At 51.3% G+C, this 20,916-nt stretch carries 17 protein-coding genes and 5 pseudogenes; 2 read left to right on the top strand and 20 right to left on the bottom strand.

Annotated elements, in window-relative coordinates:
• Window positions 1-2: 2 nt before the first annotated feature.
• Complete coding sequence (locus tag CWI35_RS00825; protein ID WP_069304272.1) at window positions 3-1,190, bottom strand: iron-containing alcohol dehydrogenase; 1,188 nt, start codon at window positions 1,188-1,190, stop codon at window positions 3-5.
• A gap of 18 nt (window positions 1,191-1,208) precedes the next feature.
• Window positions 1,209-2,057 carry an AhlS family quorum-quenching N-acyl homoserine lactonase gene (ahlS, locus tag CWI35_RS00820; RefSeq protein ID WP_033025506.1) on the bottom strand — a complete coding sequence of 283 codons (849 nt, stop codon included), beginning with the start codon at window positions 2,055-2,057 and terminating at the stop codon, window positions 1,209-1,211.
• 394 nt (window positions 2,058-2,451) lie between these two features.
• On the opposite strand from ahlS, the gene CWI35_RS00815 reads away from it, so the two are divergent.
• Window positions 2,452-4,152, top strand: coding sequence for a sigma-54 interaction domain-containing protein (locus tag CWI35_RS00815; RefSeq protein ID WP_081823183.1), 1,701 nt, complete (start codon window positions 2,452-2,454; stop codon window positions 4,150-4,152).
• A 22-nt stretch (window positions 4,153-4,174) separates the two neighbouring features.
• On the opposite strand, the gene CWI35_RS00810 is transcribed toward CWI35_RS00815, so the two are convergent.
• From CWI35_RS00810 to CWI35_RS18165, 16 genes and pseudogenes are all read right to left on the bottom strand, one after another.
• Window positions 4,175-5,209: an NAD(P)H-dependent flavin oxidoreductase gene (locus CWI35_RS00810; RefSeq protein WP_069304273.1), complete on the bottom strand. Its 1,035-nt coding sequence runs from the start codon at window positions 5,207-5,209 to the stop codon at window positions 4,175-4,177.
• Window positions 5,210-5,514: 305 nt separating this feature from the next.
• Window positions 5,515-5,817: a hypothetical protein gene (locus CWI35_RS00805; RefSeq protein ID WP_069304274.1), complete on the bottom strand. Its 303-nt coding sequence runs from the start codon at window positions 5,815-5,817 to the stop codon at window positions 5,515-5,517.
• A 115-nt stretch (window positions 5,818-5,932) separates the two neighbouring features.
• Complete coding sequence (gene xylB / locus CWI35_RS00800) at window positions 5,933-7,432, bottom strand: xylulokinase (RefSeq protein ID WP_119877391.1); 1,500 nt, start codon at window positions 7,430-7,432, stop codon at window positions 5,933-5,935.
• Between the two features lie 13 nt (window positions 7,433-7,445).
• Window positions 7,446-8,782, bottom strand: a pseudogene (gene xylA, locus CWI35_RS00795) (xylose isomerase).
• Window positions 8,783-9,042: 260 nt separating this feature from the next.
• The gene (locus tag CWI35_RS00790; protein WP_119877390.1) at window positions 9,043-10,089 is read right to left on the bottom strand and encodes an aldose epimerase family protein; all 1,047 of its coding nucleotides are present in this window, start codon (window positions 10,087-10,089) and stop codon (window positions 9,043-9,045) included.
• A gap of 16 nt (window positions 10,090-10,105) precedes the next feature.
• A pseudogene (locus CWI35_RS00785) lies at window positions 10,106-10,795 on the bottom strand (Gfo/Idh/MocA family protein); the annotation flags it as partial.
• Between the two features lie 70 nt (window positions 10,796-10,865).
• A pseudogene (locus CWI35_RS18780) lies at window positions 10,866-11,063 on the bottom strand (hypothetical protein); the annotation flags it as partial.
• Between the two features lie 65 nt (window positions 11,064-11,128).
• A pseudogene (locus CWI35_RS00775) lies at window positions 11,129-12,317 on the bottom strand (IS701 family transposase).
• Window positions 12,318-12,430: 113 nt separating this feature from the next.
• Window positions 12,431-12,751: a hypothetical protein gene (locus tag CWI35_RS00770; RefSeq protein ID WP_119877389.1), complete on the bottom strand. Its 321-nt coding sequence runs from the start codon at window positions 12,749-12,751 to the stop codon at window positions 12,431-12,433.
• The gene (locus CWI35_RS00765) at window positions 12,748-13,068 is read right to left on the bottom strand and encodes a zinc-ribbon domain-containing protein (protein ID WP_119877388.1); all 321 of its coding nucleotides are present in this window, start codon (window positions 13,066-13,068) and stop codon (window positions 12,748-12,750) included. The genes CWI35_RS00770 and CWI35_RS00765 overlap by 4 nt, the downstream gene beginning before the upstream one ends.
• Window positions 13,069-13,351: 283 nt before the next feature.
• Window positions 13,352-13,744 (bottom strand): dihydroxyacetone kinase phosphoryl donor subunit DhaM, encoded by a 393-nt coding sequence (gene dhaM, locus CWI35_RS00760; RefSeq protein WP_119877387.1) that lies wholly within the window; start codon window positions 13,742-13,744, stop codon window positions 13,352-13,354.
• A gap of 15 nt (window positions 13,745-13,759) precedes the next feature.
• Window positions 13,760-14,374 (bottom strand): dihydroxyacetone kinase subunit DhaL, encoded by a 615-nt coding sequence (dhaL, locus tag CWI35_RS00755; protein WP_119877386.1) that lies wholly within the window; start codon window positions 14,372-14,374, stop codon window positions 13,760-13,762.
• A gap of 19 nt (window positions 14,375-14,393) precedes the next feature.
• Complete coding sequence (gene dhaK, locus CWI35_RS00750; RefSeq protein ID WP_119877385.1) at window positions 14,394-15,389, bottom strand: dihydroxyacetone kinase subunit DhaK; 996 nt, start codon at window positions 15,387-15,389, stop codon at window positions 14,394-14,396.
• A gap of 218 nt (window positions 15,390-15,607) precedes the next feature.
• Window positions 15,608-16,372 carry an enoyl-CoA hydratase gene (locus CWI35_RS00745; RefSeq protein WP_119877384.1) on the bottom strand — a complete coding sequence of 255 codons (765 nt, stop codon included), beginning with the start codon at window positions 16,370-16,372 and terminating at the stop codon, window positions 15,608-15,610.
• Window positions 16,373-16,504: 132 nt separating this feature from the next.
• The gene (locus CWI35_RS00740) at window positions 16,505-17,941 is read right to left on the bottom strand and encodes an aldehyde dehydrogenase family protein (protein WP_119877383.1); all 1,437 of its coding nucleotides are present in this window, start codon (window positions 17,939-17,941) and stop codon (window positions 16,505-16,507) included.
• Window positions 17,942-18,072: 131 nt separating this feature from the next.
• On the bottom strand, window positions 18,073-18,231 hold the full coding sequence (locus tag CWI35_RS18165; RefSeq protein ID WP_160315817.1) for a hypothetical protein: 159 nt from the start codon (window positions 18,229-18,231) through the stop codon (window positions 18,073-18,075).
• Window positions 18,232-18,586: 355 nt separating this feature from the next.
• Here CWI35_RS18165 and CWI35_RS00735 point away from each other — a divergent pair, with 355 nt between their 5' ends.
• A complete protein-coding gene (locus CWI35_RS00735; RefSeq protein ID WP_119877994.1) occupies window positions 18,587-19,237 on the top strand; it encodes a cyclase family protein in 651 nt (216 codons plus the stop codon).
• Between the two features lie 114 nt (window positions 19,238-19,351).
• Here the strand turns inward: CWI35_RS00735 and CWI35_RS00730 are convergent.
• Window positions 19,352-19,459: pseudogene (locus CWI35_RS00730) on the bottom strand (maltose acetyltransferase domain-containing protein); the annotation flags it as partial.
• Window positions 19,460-19,510: 51 nt separating this feature from the next.
• On the bottom strand, window positions 19,511-20,890 hold the full coding sequence (locus tag CWI35_RS00725; protein WP_119877382.1) for a D-serine ammonia-lyase: 1,380 nt from the start codon (window positions 20,888-20,890) through the stop codon (window positions 19,511-19,513).
• Window positions 20,891-20,916 lie beyond the last annotated feature (26 nt).

Below are 20,916 nucleotides of genomic sequence, written 5' to 3'. Positions count from 1 at the left end.
TCTCACTGGTTGTTCGGTTCCACGATCGCCCCGGCAAACGCCGCTTGGTAAATCGCGCGGATGTCGGCTTCCAAAAGCGGCATCGGACTGCGGGCGAGCAGCCGTTTTTGCTGGACGGCGTCCTTCGTCAGACTTTCTAATGCGCTTTCCGGAATGCCAAAACCGCCGAGCGTCTTCGGAATGCCGACATCGGCGACGAGGCGCTCGAGCTCCTCGACGCAGCGGCGCGACGCCTCCTCCTCTGATAAAAAGCTTGAGTTGCCGCCAAGGGCGTTTAACATGTCCGCCATTCGTTTCGTGCAGCTTTGGCGGATGTAGCCCATCACATACGGCAAGAGCACGGCGTTCGATTCGCCATGGGCGATATGAAACTGCCCGCCAAGCGGATACGCGAGCGCATGCACGCCCGCCACCCCGGCGTTGAAAAACGCCAACCCAGCCAGGTAGCTGCCGTTCGCCATATCGATGCGCGCCTGTTTGTCCGCTCCATTTTCCACCGCCTTGCGCAATGAGCGGGAAATGAGACGCATCGCCTGAAGCGCCAAGCCGTCCGATGTCGGGCTCGCGTTGACCGACACGTACGCTTCAACCGCATGGGTGAGCGCATCAATGCCCGTCGCCGCCGTCACCCGCGGCGGAACAGAAACAGTGAGTTGCGGGTCGACGATCGCCACATCCGCCAACAAATAGTCATGCGTCACGACGTCTTTCGTCGTTTCTAAGGACAATACGGAGATGTTCGTCACCTCCGACCCGGTGCCTGATGTCGTCGGAATCAATATTTTCGGCAATCCTTTTTTCTCAAGCGTTCTCGTTCCCGTCAAGTTTAAATACTCGGCGACCGATCCTTCGTGGACAGCCAGCACCGCCGCCAGTTTCGCCAAATCCATCGCGCTGCCGCCGCCGACCCCGATGACGAGATCAAACTCTCCGCCGCGGGCAAACGCCACCGCCTTTTCCCCCGTTTCAAGCGGCGGCTCCGGCACAACATCCGTATATACATGCACGCTGCACCCTGCTTGCCGGAGCGGAGATGCCACTTGCTCGACGAGACCGAGTTTTTCAAGCGCTGGATCGGTGATCACCAACACGTGTTTTGCCCCAAGCCTTTTTACTTCTGGAACTAACTGGCCAAGCGCCCCCCAGCCGACATAGCTGAGCGGCGGAAAGACGATGCGGGATGCGGTCATCAATACTGCCCCTTTCTTTCATTCGTAGTATCCTTCTGTGGATTTGCGAAATTGGCTAAATTGTTCTGCATCATGACCAAACCAAATTTCAGAATTAGTTTCTTGAGCAATGCGGCGAATTCGTTCGACGGTATTCACATAGCCGAGCGAATCGTAAATAATACCGGGCGGCTTAACAGGAGGACCATAATTTTCCGCTGTGTAAATCGCGTCGGAGGCAAGGATTATTTTCCCCGTTTCCGCCAGTTCAACATGAAGGCCCAACATTCCCCAAGCATGACCACTTCCAAAGTTTAACACTCTTACCCCTTCTGCCAGCAAAATCTGATCCTCATGCCGTTTTACTGTCCGCCACTGCAAGTTGTTTTTAATCCATGCATCGATATCAGCCCAAATATAAGCTCCTTCTTTTTGGTTTCTCGCATAACATTGCAATGCACCGTTAAACTCGTCTTCATGGACAACAATCGTCGCATTCGTAAACATTTCCAAACATCCAGCATGGTCTAAATGCAAATGAGAAGCAACAACATAACGAATATCCTCTGGACGGACTCTTAACTGTTCTAACCGATTGTGCAAATAACATTCTTCACTGGCATTCCATGGGAACATTTGCTGGGTCGCTTCCGCCCATCTACCTTGAGGACCCATAGAATTCGGGTTACAGGCTGTATCGAACAAAATTTTTCCTTCCGGATGATCAATAAGAACCGTATAAATAGGAAACTCCACAAACTCCGTCTGTGCATTCGGATTGTGAATCGTCGCCGGATTGTGCATCGCAATCATCCAGTTCTTGTCCATCCTCATTCGTCCATTATCCATGACATACAACTTTGGGCGAGGTTTAACTATGTTTGTCATCATCTTTTCCTCCTCTATCATTATTTGATTAGGGGGTCTTGTCACCTTCCCCTGTTTTTTCATTTACGCAAGCAGTATGCCAACCCCCATAGCTGACGACATACACAAGTTATAACAATCCTTCTCTCTCCCTCCACAGGACTGGTGGAACGCGGACACCATCGGCCATTTGGCAGTCTTTCATCCGAAAAACGAGCTAAGGCATGTCTAATAAAAAGAACATAACCAAAAAGCAGTCGACTCAAATGTTTTATGACACTACATTCATATTTCAACGAAAAAAATCACCATTGCAGAGAAGGAAAAGATGACAACTCTGTTGAAATAAGCATATTGTTACCGTTTTCACCAGTCGGTGATTATTTTCACCAATCGAAAAAAAGGGGGATTCTTATTGAATACCACGATGAATCAGGAATGGATGCAATCTCTTCTTTCCTCGTTTCATAACGGCGTCATCGTCATTGATCGATATAACCAGATTGTCTTTCTCAATGACGCAGCAAAACAACTGCTTCACCTCGAAGGAGAAGAGTGGAAAGGCAAAGACATCTTTGCCCTGTTGCCCGAAACAAAGCTCCCACATGTAGCCAAAACAGGGGAACGAATGATCGGGACAGAAGCGATCATTCACGGACGCACCTTTCTTGTCAATCGCACTCCTTTTTATGAAAACGGTGAATTAGCCGGTGCAGTTGCTGTTTTGCAAGATTTCAATGAAATCGAACATTACCGTCAACTTTCCAAACAAATGGAAACAATTATCGAATTCTCAACAGATGGCATCTATGTCGTTGACGGCAACGGCATAACGCTTATGGTCAACTCCGCTTATGAACAAATCACTGGATTTCGGCGTGAGGAGCTGATTGGCCGGCATATGGAGGAACTCGTTCGTGAAGGCTATTTCGATCAATCCGTATCTTTGCTCGTTTTAAAGCAAAAGCAACGTATTTCCATGTTGCAGACCATTGGCGGAAAAAAAGATGTCATCGTCACTGGAAATCCAGTATTCAACGAACAAGGAGACATCGAGATGGTGGTCACGAGCGTCCGCGACATCTCGGAACTGAACAAGCTGAAGCTTGAGTTGGAAAAAGCCAAAAGTTTTTCACAGCTCAACCAGCATCGTTATACGTTCTCCGTCGACAACCGTGAGGAGGCCATGATTTGCCGCAGCCCGGCCATGAAAACACTCATCGACAAAGTAATGCAAATCGCAGCCTACCCAACAACGGTGTTATTGACCGGCCCGTCCGGCGTCGGCAAAGAAGTGATCGCTAATTTGATCCATTATCTCAGCCCACGCAAAGACGCTCCCTTCATTAAAGTCAACTGCGCGGCGATTCCTGAATCGTTGCTTGAGTCAGAGCTGTTCGGCTATGAAAAAGGGGCGTTCACCGGCGCCCAAGCCGGCGGCAAAATCGGTTTGTTTGAACTTGCCGATGGCGGCACGATTTTGCTTGATGAAATTGGAGAAATGCCGCTTTCCTTGCAAGTGAAGCTGTTGCGCGTTCTTCAGGAAAAAAGAATACAGCGCATCGGCGGCCGTAAAGCGAAAGCGCTCGATGTCCGCGTCATTGCCGCCACCAACCAAGACCTTCAAAAGCAAATGGAAGCCGGCCTGTTTCGCGCCGACTTGTACTACCGGCTTCACGTCGTTGAACTGTACGTTCCACCGCTGTCCGAGCGCCCGCAGGACATCGAGCCGCTCCTTGACCATTATTTCAGCTTTTTCTGCGAACAATACCGCATTCCAAAGAAGCTGTCGCCAGCAGCCAAAGCGGTACTGGAGCGATACCATTGGCCCGGCAATGTCCGCGAATTAAAAAACCTAATGGAAAATTTAGTCGTCTCCGTTCCGTCCCGATGCATCGAACCCGATGACTTGCCGTCCCACATCCGCCGTCAAATGGAGTCACCGTCAGCATCGACGCTGAAAGAAAAAGTGGAACAGTACGAAAAACAGCTCGTGTTCGAAACGCTCGAAGCTGCCCCATCGCTCCGCAAAGCGGCTGAACAGCTCGGCATCGATCATTCGACATTAGTGAAAAAATTGCAGCGTTGGGGAATAGCGAAACGTCCACGGCCGTAACCGACAAGCGCGGACGTTTCACTCATTTCCGCCAAGCTTCCTCCAGCTCCCGCTTCAGCTCTTCGACAAGCTCCGCGGCCGGAAGCTCCCGCGCCAGCCGGTATCCTGTCCCGGCCCAAAGCGACATTCCCTCCGGGTCGCCCGCCTTGGCGGATGCGGCGCGCAGCGGCTTCGTCATATGGTGCACATGCGGATATGCCGCCGGCGCCATGGCGCGATACTCCGCCATAAACCGGTTCACAAGCCCGCGCGCCGGCCGGCCGGTAAACGCCCTCGTCACGGCCGTTTCGGCAAACCGCGGATCGGCAAGCGCCTGCTTATGGAGCGGATGCGCCCCGCTTTCCGGGCAGCGCAAAAACGCCGTCCCGAGCTGCACCACGCTCGCCCCGGCTTTGAGCGCCGCCGCGATGCCGCGCCCATCCATGATCCCGCCCGCCGCCACAAGCGGAATCCGAACCGCCGTCCGCACTTGGGCCAGCAGCGGAAACAACTCGAGCGCCCCATCCTTTTTCGGATCGTTGCCAAACGAAGCCCGATGCCCTCCCGCTTCCTCCCCTTGCACACAAAGCGCATTCGCCCCGGCTTCAGCAGCCATGCAGGCTTCTTCCCTTGATGTCACCGTCACCATGACAAACGACCCGGCCTTTTGCAAGGCGGCGATCACTTCCTTGTCCGGGCAGCCGAACGTAAAGCTGACGACCGGCACCCGCTCCTCAAGAAGCACATCAAACTTCGCCTCCCAGTCGTCGTCATCCCATTTCGGCTCGCCGACTGACGCCCCAAGCCGCTCCGCCTCGGATTCGAGCACGGCGCGGTAGCGTTCGAGCGCCTTTTCATCCACTGTTTTATCCCCCGGCACAAACACATTCACCCCAAACGGCCGGTCCGTCAACGTCCGCAGCTTGTGAATTTCCTTCCTCATGGCCTCCGCTGTCTTGTACCCGCCGGCCAAAAAACCAAGCCCTCCGGCGTTCGACACCGCCGCCGCCAGTTTAGGCGTCGACACTCCGCCAGCCATCGGGGCTTGGATGATCGGGATGGGAAGTGTAGAGAACATACGTATCTCCCTTCTTTCGGCTAAAACCGTTTTGCCCCTCTCCTATTTTTTCGCGCTTCGTGCTCGGATTTCCTCCCCCCTTTGTCGAATCAATCTTTACGCCGACTATGTCTTTTGCACGCTCCATGAACGACAGCTGTCCGGCCAACGCGGCGCGTTTTCAACATCTCACATACATATGGTAAGAACAGGTGTTATCCGTTGTTCAATCAATCGATCGAAACATAAAGCGAACAATACGATCCATGCCTAATCGCTGTCACCTGACGTCCAATAAACAGGCTGTTTGTTCATGATTTGTCCCTTTACTCAATATCCTTTAACAAACGGCTGGCCACTTTGATAAACGTTTTGCCATCCTCAAACGAAAAATAGCGCATGCTGTTTTCATGGACAAGTTCTTCGATTTTTGCCCATGTCTCCGTATCGCGGCGATGATGGATGCGTTCGAGTTTCTCTACTTCCAGCTTCAAGGCACGAACCACCCATTTCGGCTCATCCGCTAGAAATCGCAAAAACTGTTCTTCTAATTGAGCATTATAAAACGTCTGATTGTAATACGAGTCAAAGAAATATTGAAGATGTTCGAATTCTTTTCGAATGTCCATGTTTCATCTCCACCTTTCAAGTTCTCCTTTCGACAAACGTGGCGGGTCATCCTGCCTTATTGCTTGATCAAACAAAAAACTCCCCAAACCATCCACTGGTTTAGGGAGTTTATCGTCACGGCCGAAACACCTTTAACCGTTTCGCCAGTTCTTTCGTACGCGGATATACATCGCGATAAATCGCAAACAGCTCTTTGTATTTCGCCGCCGCATCCGGCCGCGGTTCGACGACGGATTCGACTTGTTTGAACGCATCCGCGCATTGCTTGAGCGAATCGAACCAGCCGACGCCGCACGCGGCGATCATCGCAGCGCCGAGCCCCGGCCCTTGTTCGTTCTTCAGCTTTTCCACCGGGAGATCGAAAATATCGGCTTGGATTTGCAGCCACTCAGCGCTTTTCGCCCCGCCGCCGATCGAGACGACCGAATCGATCGTTTTGCCGCTCGCTTTGATAATTTCGACCGATTCGTTTAGCGAAAACGTAATGCCTTCGATGACCGCGCGGGCAAAATCCCATTTCGTCTGCCGCGAATCGACGCCGACAAACGACCCGCGAATATCGGCGTCCGCATAAGGCGTCCGCTCGCCGACCAAATACGGCGTAAACAACAACCCGTTCGCACCGATCGGCGACTCGGCAGCGCGCTGGACGATCTCGGCAAACGGCACGTCTTCCGCAAACGTCCGCTTCCACCAGTCAAAGCTGTAGCCCGCCGCCAGCGTCACGCCCATGATATAGTAAGCATTTGACTCAGCATGGTTGAAATAATGCACTCGTCCAGCGAAGTCTTTTTCCCCGCTTTGTTCATAGGCAAGCACAACGCCCGATGTGCCGATGCTCGACATCATGCGGCCTTCTGCCAAAATGCCCGCACCCACCGCGCCGCAAGCGTTGTCCGCTCCGCCGGCGAACACGTTCACCGATGCCGGCAGCCCGGTCTGTTCGGCCACCTCCGGACGCAGCGTCCCGACCCATGCCGTCGCCTCGACAAGCGGCGGACAAAGCGAAAGATCGACGCCGACCGCCCGGGCGATCGCCTCGCTCCACGTTTTCGTTTTGATATCCAACAGCAACGTCCCCGCCGCATCCGATACATCCATCGCGATGTGCCCGGTCAAGCGGAAGCGGACGTAATCTTTCGGCAACAAAAACACCCGCGCCCGCTCGTACAGCTCGGGTTCGTGTTGTTTCACCCAAAGGAGCTTCGGCAAGGTGAATCCTTCAAGCGCCTGGTTTTTGGCGATTGCCAGCAGCGCGTCTTGGCCGACCTTTTCTTCAATGTCCCGACACTGTGCTGTCGTTCTCGTATCATTCCACAAAATCGCATTGCGCACCACATTCCCATCGTCATCAAGCAGCACCAGCCCATGCATCTGTCCGGAAAAACTAATCCCCGCGATCGACTCGGGGGAAACGCCCGCCGTCTCCCAGACGCGGCGCAGTGCGACGATCGTTTTTTCCACCCAATCGTCGGGGCGCTGCTCGCTATAGCCGGAATGCGGCTGGTAGAGAGGATAGGACTCGGTCCATTCCCCTCTTACCTGCCCGTTTCGATCGACAAGCAATACTTTGACTGCACTCGTTCCTAAATCGACGCCAATGACGTATTCCAAAGTCATCCCTCTTTCACGAACGGGATACGCTCGGCACGCTGACTTCCAACAAATATTGGTTGAGCAGCGTTTTCAGCCGCTCTAAGCGGCCGGACGTATTGCGAATTTCGCCGAGCTGCAAGGCATACTCCTCGAGTTTTTTGAAATCGGCCGTTCCTTCGACAATTTCGCGGCCAATGCCTTCCGTATAGCTTTTGTACCGCTCTTCGATGAACTGTTCAAACACGCGGTCTTCCAACAATCGATGCGCGACTTTTAAGCCGATCGCAAAGCTGTCCATCCCGGCGATATGAGCGTAGAACAAATCTTCCGGTTCGAATGAGCCTCTCCGCACTTTCGCGTCAAAGTTCAAGCCGCCGCGCCCAAGGCCGCCGTTTTGCAAAATTTCATACATCGCCAACGTCGTCGTATACAAATCGGTCGGGAATTCGTCCGTATCCCAGCCAAGCAGCATATCGCCTTGGTTCGCATCGACCGAACCAAGCATGCCGTGGATGCGGGCGACGCGCAGCTCATGTTCAAACGTATGGCCCGCCAACGTCGCATGATTCGCTTCGATGTTGAATTTGAAGTAATCCTTGAGCCCGTACGTTTGCAAGAATGCCAACGCTGTCGCGACATCAAAATCGTATTGATGCTTCGTCGGCTCTTTCGGCTTCGGCTCGATCAAAAACTGGCCGTCAAAACCGATCTCTTTCGCATAGTCGACCGCCATGTGCAAGAAGCGAGCCAAATTGTCAAGCTCCAACTTCATGTCCGTGTTCAGCAGCGTCTCATAACCTTCCCGACCGCCCCAAAACACGTAGTTTTCCGCTCCGAGCCGCTTCGCGATCTCCAGCCCTTTTTTCACTTTCGCCGCCGCATAGGCGAATACATCAGCATTGCACGACGTCGCCGCCCCGTGAACGAAGCGTGGATGGCTGAACAAGTTCGCTGTATTCCACAGCAGTTTCGTTTTGCTTGTTTTCATGTATTCTTCAATCATATCGACAATTTCATCCAAGTTTTTGTACGTCTCGCTGAGCGTTTCCCCTTCCGGCGCGATGTCGACGTCATGGAAGCAGAAAAACGGAACGTTTAACTTTTCAAACAGCTCAAACGCCGCCTCCACGCGCGCCTTCGCCAGATCCATGCCGCTGTACTTATTCCATGGACGAATCATATTGCCGACGCCAAACGGATCCGACCCATCCCCCGTAAACGTATGCCAATAGGCCACTGAAAAGCGCAAATGCTCCTCCATTGTTTTGTCGCCGACTTTTTCTTCTGGATTATAAAACTTAAACGCCAACGGATGCGCGACTCTGGTCCTTCATATGGAATGGTGCCGATATTCGGGAAATACGCCATGTCCAAGTCCTCCTTAAATAAGCGAGAATGATTTGTTTCAGTTTTATTATAACGCTTTCATATTTGTTTGTATATCATATAAACAAAGTATTCTCACCTGTAAAACCACAACTATGTTGGTTGAAGTTTTACAGGGGGGATGAGCATACGATCCCCCACACTCTGATGTTACCGTTTTTTATTACGTAATGCTTTACATCCCGACACTTGTTATGATGACTTTCTGTTTCCACAACTGCTTTCAGATTTTAAAATTCAACTTAGTCAACACTAAATCGATACCTTGTCATCGACACCTGCTCCTTGTCAGCCGGCAATACGATCGACGGAAACTGCGGATGGTGAATGGCATCCGGAAGCCCTTGCGTTTCTAAGCAAATGCCGAGATATTTCCGCGACGGCACGCCGCCCAAATCCAACCCTTCCGGCAACTGGTTCGACGTGTACACGACGACGCCGACTTCATCCGTCTCGACGGTCAATATCCGCCCACTCTCTGGATCGGAAAGCACAATCTCTTTGTCATGATGCCGGTCGAGCCAAAACGGATGGTCATAGCCTCCGCCAACGAGTTCGATTTGCGGATGCCCGGATTCGACCGCCTCCCGTATCGTCTTTCCTTGCCGCAAATCAAACGGCGTGCCGGCGACATCCAAGACGCGGCCTGTCGGAATCAACTCCTCATTCAGCTCCAACACACGGGAGCTTTGGATGGTCAGCGTGTGATCCAAAATATCACGCTTGCCGTTGCCGCTTAAGTTAAAATACGTATGGTTCGTCAAATTGACAAGCGTCGTTTTGTTCGAACGGGCCCGGTACGTGACGGTCCATTCGTTGTTATTATTGAGCCAATACGCTACTTGAACATGAACCGTTCCCGGATATCCCTCCTCCCCGTCCGGGCTTGTGTACGAAAAGACGATCCCAACCGCATCATCGCGCTGAACCGGTTCCGCCTGCCAAAGCACGCGATGGAATCCGTTCGGGCCGCCGTGCAAGTGGTTGTTGTTCTCATTTTTCGCCAACCGGTACGTGACGCCATCAAGCTCAAAACTCGCCCCTTGAATGCGCCCCGCCACCCGGCCGATCACCGCGCCAAAGTAAGGGGCGTTGGTCAAATACGGTTCAAACCGGCCAAACCCGAGCACGACATTTTCGATCTTGCCGTTCCGGTCGGGAACGCGGATGTCCGTCACGATGCATCCGTAGTTTGTCGTCGACAGTTCCATGCCGCGATCATTGACCAAGGTGAACAACAGAATATCGTTTCCATTAAGTTCGGACCACTTTTCGTATGTAATGTTCATCTCAATTCTCCTTCCTTTATAATTGTACGATCTCTTCCGTTTTCATCGATGTGCGGCAAGCATCAAGCGTCCGTGCTTGTTGGATCATGCGCTCCAGGGAATACAACAGCGGCGTTCCTTCGAGAATGGAGCGCGAAAAGTGCTCGATTTGCAGCGCGTATTGGTCGCCTGCCACCGTTTCCTCGCGCTCGCTGCCATCAGCCGTTACGATCGTAATCCGTCCCTCTCCATCATCCACATCCGGCCGATACGCCCGCGAGACAACGATTTTCCCCTTCGTGCCAATAACTTCGTATTCGTTCTGAAAGAGCATGTCAAAACTGCACGTGAACTGCACAAGAACACCGTTTTCCATCCTCATCCAACCATTCGTCGTTAAATCGACCGAACGGTGCGGATCAAAATGGGATTGAACAAATAATTCGATTGGTTCGGCGTCAAGGATGTGTCTCGTCGAATGCACACAATAGCAACCGACATCGAATAGGCTTCCCCCGCCAAGCTTAGGGTTCATGCGGATATTCGTTTCCCGGTCTTGCAAGTAAAAGGAGAAATGGGTGCGCATGTACTTGATGTCACCGATCGCCCCATCGGCTAAAAGCTGCTTCACCCGTTCATGCTGCGGATGAAACTGGTACATGAACGCTTCCATGAATAAAACACCGTTTTCCTCGCACGCCTCAATCATGCGCCGGACATCTTCTGCGCGTGAACTACCCCCACTTAATTTTCTAGCGAAAATTTGAAGTGGGGGCTTCCAAAGAAGTTTGACTGCTTCAAGCAATCCTTATTCTTTGAGGCGTGTCCACTTCGCCGCTAGAGCATAAGACACTCAGGTCTACAGCTTTACTTTTCTTTAAGATGTTTAATGCGCCATTGACATCCTGTTTACGAGTGGTGCCTTTGATTTTTTGCTTATCTTTCATGCTTTGAAGTCTGGCATTTTCTTTGTTAAACCATTGATTTATACTTCTGTACTGTAGATGAGTATTTTTCATTACAGTAATTTCCATTCCCTAAGAGACAAACAGGAGACCCCTTAGGCGACATGGAGCTGTTTTTTGATCACATCAATGGGAATATCTTGCTTTGCGGCGTCATAGATGAACTCGACGACGCTGTGCCCTTTCCGAGACCGAAGAAGCTCCAGGCCGGAAGAGATGTCTTGTTGAGATTCCGCGATGCTGTATACGCAGGCGAACAGCACCACGACCCAATACCGTTTCACCGCCCGAACGTGGCGAACACGGTACCCATCGAGCTTCAGCTGGTCTTTTGCCTGCCGGAAAAAGCATTCGATCGTCCAGCGCTGGGCATAGTAACGCAAGATGTCTTCGTCACTCAGCTCCCGGTCGGTGCTCAATATGACATGGAGATGATCCGGCGTCATCGGTTGATCCGCCTTCCAAGCCAGCAGCACCACCGCGTCATCAAGACCGTTGAGCGCGCCTTCGTAGCGGTAGACACGATAGCGCTCGTTCCCCACCGTGACGAGGCGGGTGTCATTTGGCTCGATATAGCGGGCAAACTCCTTCGCTTGGATGGCGATACCTTTCGGGTAGAGAATCCGGTTCGTCTTGAGCATGGCGATGACATGGAATCCTTGTTTCAGACAGGCTTCGATGAGCGCTTGGGACGGATACCATGAATCCACGAGCACATACACCGGCTGAGCCCGCTTCCCCTTGAGCGAGGAAAGCATCTCGATCGCCAGGTCGATTTTGCTTCTTCCCGATGTCTTGTCATACAGACGAAAGGCGAGCGCAAACGCTTGCGTGAAGGTGTGCACCATCAGCCAAACAAGCGAATGCCCCCCAGACCAATTGATGATCGCTGTGAGAGAAATGCCAGTCACACCCTTGAATGGCGTGCGTTGCCCGTGACGAAGGCTTCGTTTTTTGGCAAATGGTATCATCAATCGAAAGGAACAGGGGTTGATTCGTCCGTTTGGCCAGGCGTTCGATCTGGCGAAGAACCCACTCCTGAAGCTTCTCAAGCAGTTTTTCCTCGTTCCAAGGGCTTTTCGTGAAAAAGTGGCTGAGCGTGGTTCGATGATTCGGATGAAAACTCCAGTACCGGACATCCGTCAATGTCCCCGAAAATCCCTTGGTCGTCAAGGCGTCGACAAGATGAACGAGATGCTTGATGACCGGCTTCGAGAAATAAAGCGCCAATCCCAGCGTCATGAAAAACTTGTGGATTCCTTGATGATGTGCTAATCTATTCATGAGACATGAACCTCCTTGTGGGTAGTTGGTAGCACATCTATTCTAACCAAGGAATCGGGTTCATGTCTCCTTTTTTGTTTAGTTTGTAAATTTATGTTAGCAAATTTGCTCATCTACAGAATTGTAGTTAATTCGTCTAACTCCTGTTTGATTTTCCCCACCGTTATCGTAATATCTCTTCTCGTAATTTCTTTCTGAAATGGGTTAAACAAAGGGCCTTTTCTCTTTTCATATTCCTTTTTCACATTTTCTAATTGTTCGGCAGCTTCATCATATTGTTTTTGTTTTATCTTTTGTTCTACTTCTTGCAGCCCTTTCGCAAGCGCTTCCGCTTGTCGAATAACATGTATATCTTTAGATAACACCGTATAATTCGGACGAAGATTTAACGCTTTATTTAATTCTTTTTCCGCCCTTTCATATTCTCCTTTCAAAGCAAGCTCCTCCGCCTTTTTTGCAACGCTACCACTTGCGCGTTTACCTTTTGCTCATAACCGTAAAAACCAGCAATGCTAGAAGCTACAATAATCAAACTCGCAACAGGAATGGCAATTGGCAATAACCGTCGGACTTTGCTGTATTTAGCTGCTTGTTCGCTTTTAGAAAGCGAATTCGATTCCTCATCCGCTGCGCTCACAACACTATCTAAATGATGATCTGTCTCCTGTTCCCCCTCCCGCAACGGCACACCGCATTGTGGGCAAAACCGAGCTTGATCAGATACTTTTTCACCGCATTGATGACAAAACACTCAAAAACTCCCCCTTTAATGATTCTATCTAAACCATATATGAATCCGATGAAGAATGTTGTCGAATTTTGTTTCAAAAAACAATTTTTTGTAAAAAAATGAACCCAGAAATCATAATGATTTCTGAGTACCAATGCTTGGTCAAATCCCCGCTTTGACATCAGTTGTTTTGATGTTTGTATTCGATCATCTCGAATTCTTCAAAAATCGACCGCTTTTCAATCTGTAATGACAATGTATTCATCTATATCCATAATTTATGATAAATCTACACCGTAAATTCTTAATGTTCCACCTTCACCATTTGCTTCGCTTGTTCACACGCTCGGACGACTTCATCGAGCGATTTGCCCAACCCTGCTTCCACAGCGGCGATATACGCTCCTTCCACCAATGGGGCATCGGCGATGGCGATATGACCCGTTTTCTCCAGCATTTCGATTGCCAATTCCGCATTCATCAAAGCACTTCCAAGGTCAAACAGAATAACAACCCCTTTTTCCGAATAAACGGACTCAATCGCTTCCTTGATGCGGAAAGCGTTTGTTCCAATCTCTCCATCATTTCCCCCGGCAATTGCGATCGGAACATCAGGCTGAACTTGATTCAATAGTTTTTTTAAACCGCTTACAATTTCCTCACTGTGCGAAATTAATACAAGGCTGACATACTTCATGAATTGATCTCCCCTTTATCCTTCCAGCGCTTCCGCTAAAGCGGCAAACAAAAAATACGAAGAAGCCGAACCTGGATCGATGTGGCCAACCGATCGCTTTCCTAAGTAAGCGGCGCGCCCTTTTTTCGCCTCAAGTTCTTTTGTGTGTTCCATTTTTTCTTTTGCGAGAAGCGCCGCTTCTTTCGCTTGCATGCTTCCCTTTTCCCGCAACAACTCTATGACCGGCTCCCACACATCAACCATCGTTTTTTCGCCAACGCTTGCTTTTCCGCGCGCTTTGATTCCGCTTAACGCCGCTTCTAACGCTGCGACCAGCTCTTTATCATCCGCTTCCTTTTTCCCGTTTAGCGCCAATGACATTTTCAAAAATGCAGTGCCGTATAGCGGCCCTGAAGCTCCGCCTACTTTCGCGATTAACGTCATGCTTACGTCTTTGAAAAGCGAACCGAGATCTTCGTAATTGACAGAAGCAATTTTTTCGACTACTTCTTGAAATCCCCGCGCCGTATTTAGCCCATGGTCGCCATCGCCGATTGCTTGATCGAGCTCCGTTAAATATTGTTTTTGTTGCTGAATTTTATCGTTTGCGATGTTCATCCATCGTTTTGCCTGTTCCACGCCAAACGCCATGATGATTTCTCCTCTCCCTTTATTTTTTCAACGCAATTGTATCGGCAGGCGCATCTAACAATTCGATTAAGGAATCATCCAATTTCAATAGCGATATCGAGCATCCCGCCATTTCCAGAGAGGTCATATATTCTCCGACAAACGTTTCATGAACATGAATTTGCTTTTCCTTTAAGATTTCCGACACTTTTTTATTCACAATATACAGCTCCATTAACGGTGTCGCGCCAAGCCCGTTAATCATCACTGCGACGCGATCGCCTTTTTCTAATTTCATGTCAGCGAAAATTTTGTTCAACAACGTTTCCGTGATTTCGTCCGCTGTTTTAAGCGTTGTTTTTTCAATTCCCGGTTCGCCGTGAATGCCGATGCCAACTTCGATTTCATTTTCGCCAAGTTCAAAGCCTGGTTTCCCCGCTGCCGGCACGGTGCACGGAGTAAGTGCCATTCCCATGGAACGGACGTTTTGCACCACCTTCTTCGCTACCGCTTCTACTTCTTCAAGCGATGCGCCGCGCTCCGCCAGCGCCCCTGCGATTTTATGAACGAACACCGTTCCCGCGATGCCGCGCCGCCCTGTCGTAAACGTGCTGTCTTCCACCGCAACATCGTCATTCACAATGACTTTCGCGACACGAATCCCCTCTGCTTCGGCCAACTCCGCGGCCATTTCAAAATTCATGACATCTCCCGTATAATTTTTGATAATAAGGAATACACCTTTCCCGCTATCGACCGCTTTGATCGCCTCAAGCACCTGGTCAGGTGTCGGTGAGGTAAACACTTCCCCGCATATCGCCGCATCTAACATTCCTTTGCCGACATAGCCCGCATGCGCCGGCTCATGTCCGCTGCCGCCGCCGCTCACGATTCCGACTTTTCCTTTTACTGGAGCGTCGTTTCTCACAATCACATTCGTACCCGGCAGCCTTCTCAACCGATCACGATAAGCGGCAACCATTCCTTCCAACATATCATTGACAACTTGATTTGGGTCGTTAATTAGTTTTTTCATCATTCTCTCCCCCTGTTGTATGATTGGATAATTTCTATCTTCTTACATTCTACCATAAATACTGACTATTATTTTTAAATTTTGTATGTCAAAATCGCACAATGAAATCGATGTTTTATTTCCTGTTTGGAACGTTCATAAAACTCAACGAACAAAGGAGACTCCTGCCAAGATGCACACAAGCGCAGTCAGGCAGGAGTTTGTTGTCTCAATCCCTCTTACCTCCCCCCAAACACCGGCTTCCGCTTTTCTAAAAAGGCGCGGACGCCTTCGCGGTGGTCTTCGGTTTGCCGCATGCGCTGTTGGGCGTCGGTTTCGAGTTCGAGCACGCGAAGCAAATCTTCTTTTGTTTGTTCGACGTACAACATTTTCGTGGCGATCATGGCTTGAAGCGGTTTTTCTTGCAAGGAAGCGATTGCTTGTTCCGCCTGTTGTTCATCTTCGACGATGAAGTCAATCAGCCCGAGCTGCTGCGCTTCGTCCGCGCTCATCGGTTTTCCTTCCCAAATGATCTGTTTGGCTTTCGCCGTGCCGACCCGCTGGGCCAAGAAGAAATGCCCGCCGCCGTCTGGGATGAGGCCGATGCCGATGAAATTCATCGCCAAGCGCGCTTCTTTCGTGGCGATGAGGTAATCGCTCGCCAAGGCAAAGCTGAATCCAAGGCCGGCCGCTGGGCCATGGATGAGCGAAACAGTGATTTTCGGCATCGTATACAAGAGCATGATCATCTCCTGAATCGTTTTCATCACGGTTTGAAATTGGCTCGGGTCATCAACCGCCAGCATTGTCTTAATGTCGCCACCCGCAGAAAATCCTCTCCCTTTGCCGCGGATGACGACAACGGAAGCGTCACTTTCCTTGATTTTCCGCAGCGCGTCGACGAGTTCCGTTAGCATTTTCACATCCATGGCATTTAACGCCTGCGGGCGGTTCAGTTCCAATATCGCTTTGTTTTGGTCAAATGTCAGTACGATCGTTTCCATCGCTCTCCCCCTCTGAATGATGATTCATTTATTTATTTCCTTCCAAAGAGGAAAACTCCTGTTTCCGCACGAAAAAATGGACGCTCTTTTTCGCCAAGAACGTCCTCTGTCGAAATTCAATTTCTCGTTGCTTCAATTTTCGTTGAAAATAATCAACTTCAACTCGGTCATTTCTTCGATCGCATAGCGGATCCCTTCGCGGCCGAACCCGCTTTCTTTCACGCCGCCGTATGGCATATGGTCGACGCGGAACGTCGGGATGTCATTAATCAACACGCCGCCGACGTGCAACTGCTTCGCCGCTTTCCACGCGGTATGGACGTTATCGGTATAGATGCCCGCCTGCAAACCGTAGCGCGAGTCGTTGACAAGCGCAATCGCTTCGTCGATCGAGCGGACGCGGTTGATCAAGACGATCGGGGCGAACACTTCTTGGCAAGACACTTTCATCGTCGGTTCGGCGTCCACAATGACCGTCGGAAGCAAAATGTTGCCGTCGCGCTCGCCGCCAAGGACGACATTCGCGCCGCCTTGTTTCGCCTCTTCAATCCAAGCAAGCGCGCGGTCGACATCGTTTGGCGTGATTAACGCCGACACATCGGTGGCTGGATCGAGCGGGTCGCCTGTTTTCAACCGTCTCGCGGCAGCGACGAATTTTTCAACGAACTCGTCATAGCGTTTTTCATGGACATAGACGCGCTGGAGCGAAATGCACACTTGCCCTTGGAACGTGAACGCGCCAAATACGCAACGCGGGATGATGCGATCAAGATCGACCTGTTCATCGACGATCACGGCCGAGTTGGAGCCAAGCTCCAACGTCACCCGCTTTAAGCCTGCTTTATTGCGGATCGCGATGCCGACTTCCGGGCTGCCGGTGAAGGTGATCATGCTGATGCGGGGATCGGTGACGATTTTGTCGCCGACCGTGCGGCCGCTTCCCGTGACGACGTTGAGCGCCCCTTTCGGCAAGCCCGCTTTCTCAAATAGCTCGGCGATAAAGTAGGCCGACAGCGGCGTTTGGCTGGCTGGCTTTAACACAACGGTATTGCCTGAAGCGATGGCCGGGCCAAGTTTATGGGCGACCAAGTTCATCGGGAAGTTAAACGGCGTAATCGCCCCGATGACGCCGATCGGCTCGCGGACCGTCAAGGCGATGCGATTTTCCCCGCCCGGCGCGGCATCGAGCGGCAGTGTTTCCCCGTGAATGCGCTTCGCTTCTTCGGCGGCGAATTTGTACGTTTGGATCGTGCGGGCGACTTCCACTTTCGCCGTGGTGATCGGTTTGGCTGCTTCCAGTGCGATCAACCTTGCCGCTTCTTCCTGCCGCTCTTTCAGCTGCTCGACGACCCGCTCTAAAATGGCGGCTCGTTCATGCGCTGGCATGGCCGCCATCGTTTGCCGCGCGGCGTATGCCGCCGCGATCGCTTCGTCGACTTCTTGTTCGGTGGCCACAGGGATTTCGGCAATCGTCTCGCGTGAGTATGGCGATTTCAGCTCAGTGTACGACTTGGCTTCCCGCCATTCGCCGTTGATGTATAATTTCTGTTTCTGTACCGCTGTTTCCATCTATTTCACCCTTTCCTTATTTTGGGCATACAGCTTTAGCCAACGCATCCCCCTTTGTTATATATCCCACACGCCCTGCTTATTTGTTTCATTCGCCATCATGCCCAAAAATCCTTCTTTTTCCTCTTATTTCAATAGATGATGATTGAGCCTGCTGTTACATCTTTAAGCATTTTTTGTGCCATCATGGCAAGCGCAAACGGCAGTCTCATTCTAAAGTCTGTAAGGCTCACTTTACCGCAAAATGCTTGCTGATGGTGATGTATTTCCTCGCTTGTGACAATGTTCAAACAAGAAGAGGCTACACCTGGTCAAGAACAATGGCTTGTAGACAGCACAACTAAGTAGGCCATTGGTCGACAAAAACAGTGAATAGGTTCACCAAACCGGTTCTACTGTTCACCGGATGAGCTCCCAATGTTGCAACACAGGGCAATTATTTTTTCTTCCGCCCGGCATCAACCAATTCTCTATCCTGAAAATACCCGAACTCCAAAATGCGTAAAGTGGCAGCGTTCAACATAGGGATATTTTCATTCCTCCGATGGTGACGAAATTTTTGGTCATGGGAGTCTATCTTTCTTTCCCATATGTTTTCGTTATATGATGGATGCAGCCAATATTTTCTTGAAAGGATACCGGGAAATGATCATCAAAAAAATCATCGACCTCACCATGCCGATCACGGCCCAAACTCCGGTGTACCCGGGGGATCCGAAGCCGAAAATCGAACCGGCGGCGACATTCGCCCAAGACGGCTACCATGTCAGCCGCCTTGTGCTCGGTTCGCACAGCGGCACGCACATCGATGCGCCGTTCCATTTTTGCGAGCATGGCTGGCGGTTGGATGACGTGCCGCTCACGTATTTTCTTGGCCGCGGCATCGTGATCGATGCCACCGGGAAAGCGGAAGGCGAAGCGGTAACGATGGCCGATGCCGCTCCGTATATCCCGAAGCTGTCGCCGGGAACCATTGTGTTGTTTCATACCGGCTGGTCGCAATACGCCGGAACAAAGCGGTATTTCCATCATCCGTACGTCGCGCCGGATGTGATTGAAGCGATGCTGGAGCGGGGCGTGCGGACGTTTTTCATCGACGCGCTCAACATCGACCCGCCCGACGGCTCTTCGTTCCGCGCTCACGAGCTCATTCTTGGCGCCAACGGGGTGATCGGGGAAAATTTCGCGAACTTCGATCAGATCGATTTTGATGACCCGTATATTATTGCCCTCCCCCTTTCCTTGCCTGGCTGCGACGGTTCGCCCGTTCGGGCGGTGGCAGTGCAGTGGGCGTAACAAAGAAGGATGATGCAACCAAACGCCCCGCACATGCTTTGCGCGGGGCGCGGCCTTGGGCTATTTGAGCCATTTGATCACTTTCGCCGGGTTCCCGCCGACGACCGCGTTGGCGGTTTCATTATACAAACGAACGAGCCGCCGCTCCCGCTCCTTGACGAGCTCCGGGTCGGCGGGGTTGTACCATTGCCCCGCCAACATCTTTTCTTTTTCGGTTTTCATCGAATCCGTCCAACACTTTATGCATTCGTTTCAAAACTCCATGGAATGATCTTATCGTCCTTCAGAAAAACCGTTCCCTGTCATCGTTTCGATGCGCACGCCTTCCCGATAATAGGCCTCCATCACATCCTTTGGCACCATGCTTCCGCCTGTCGCCCAGCCAATATGGATGGCGTTTTTCATCTTTTCTTTCAAACCGTTTGCCTCTACGTACGTTTGCCCCGCCAAATCACGAAACAGCCGAACAGGCCCCGCCACCCCCGCCAAGGCGGACGGCTCTAAATAGATTTCCTCCGTTTCCACCATCGCCGCGAGCAAGCGGTAAAGCGTCGAATCGTCCACCGTATAGACGCCGCTGATGACGTTCTCAAGCATGTTCCCCACCAGCCGCGACGGCCGCCCCACTGCCAGCCCGTCCGCTTCGGTCTTATTGTCGAGGCCAAAATCTTGCACCGACACGCGGTCGTGCTCTCCTGTCATCAACCCAAGCAGCATGCAAGGCGAATGCGTCGGTTCAGCGAAAAAGCAATGCACATGATCGCCGTACACGAGCTTCAGGCCAAACGTCACCCCACCCGGACCGCCGCCGACGCCGCAAGGAAGATATACAAAGAGCGGGTGGTTTTCATCAACCGTGATGTTCATGTCCTCTAATTGCTTTTTCAGCCGAAACGCCGCCACCGCATAGCCTAAAAACAGATGGATCGAGTTCTCATCATCGATAAAATACGACGTTGGATCCTCGGCGGACTGTCTTCGCGCCTCTTCCACCACTTTGTTGTAGTCGGTGAGATGTTCGATGACCGCAACCCCTTTGCTTCGCAACAAGTCTTTTTTCCATTGTTTCGCATCGGCTGACATATGAACGGTAACGCGGAACCCAAGCTTCGCCCCGATGATGCCGATGCTCAAGCCTAAATTCCCTGTCGATCCAACGACCAGAGAATAGCGGGAAAAGAATTGCCGGAATTCTTCGCTGTCCATGACCGCATAGTCGTCTCCTATGGTGATCATCCCGTTGGCGAGCGCGAGTTCTTCCGCATGTTTCAGAACCTCGTAGATTCCCCCTCTCGCCTTGATCGATCCGGAGATGGGAAGATGGCTGTCGCATTTTAGCAACAGCTCCCCTTCAATGTTGGTCTGAAACATCTTTTCCAAACGCTGTTTCATGTTCGGAATCCGGACTAAAGGGGATTCGATGATGCCGTGAGCCGTTCGCGTCTCGGGAAACACTTTTGCGATATAAGGGGCAAAGCGGCGCAATCGCTCTTCGGCCTCCTTAACATCGCGCTCGCGTAAAGGAATCGTTTGAATGGCTTGCGCAAACGCGTGATATTTTGGATTGCGCCAAAACACCTCTTCGGCCGCCATGATCATTTCAAGCAGCGGGAATTCCTTTCCCCACTTTTGGATTTCGTTTTTGGTCATCATGCACCATCCTCTCCCATGCGTGTTTG

The organism is [Bacillus] caldolyticus (assembly GCF_003595605.1).
GTDB lineage: Bacteria > Bacillota > Bacilli > Bacillales > Anoxybacillaceae > Geobacillus > Geobacillus thermoleovorans.
This window is presented reverse-complemented; position numbering and strand designations above follow the sequence as displayed.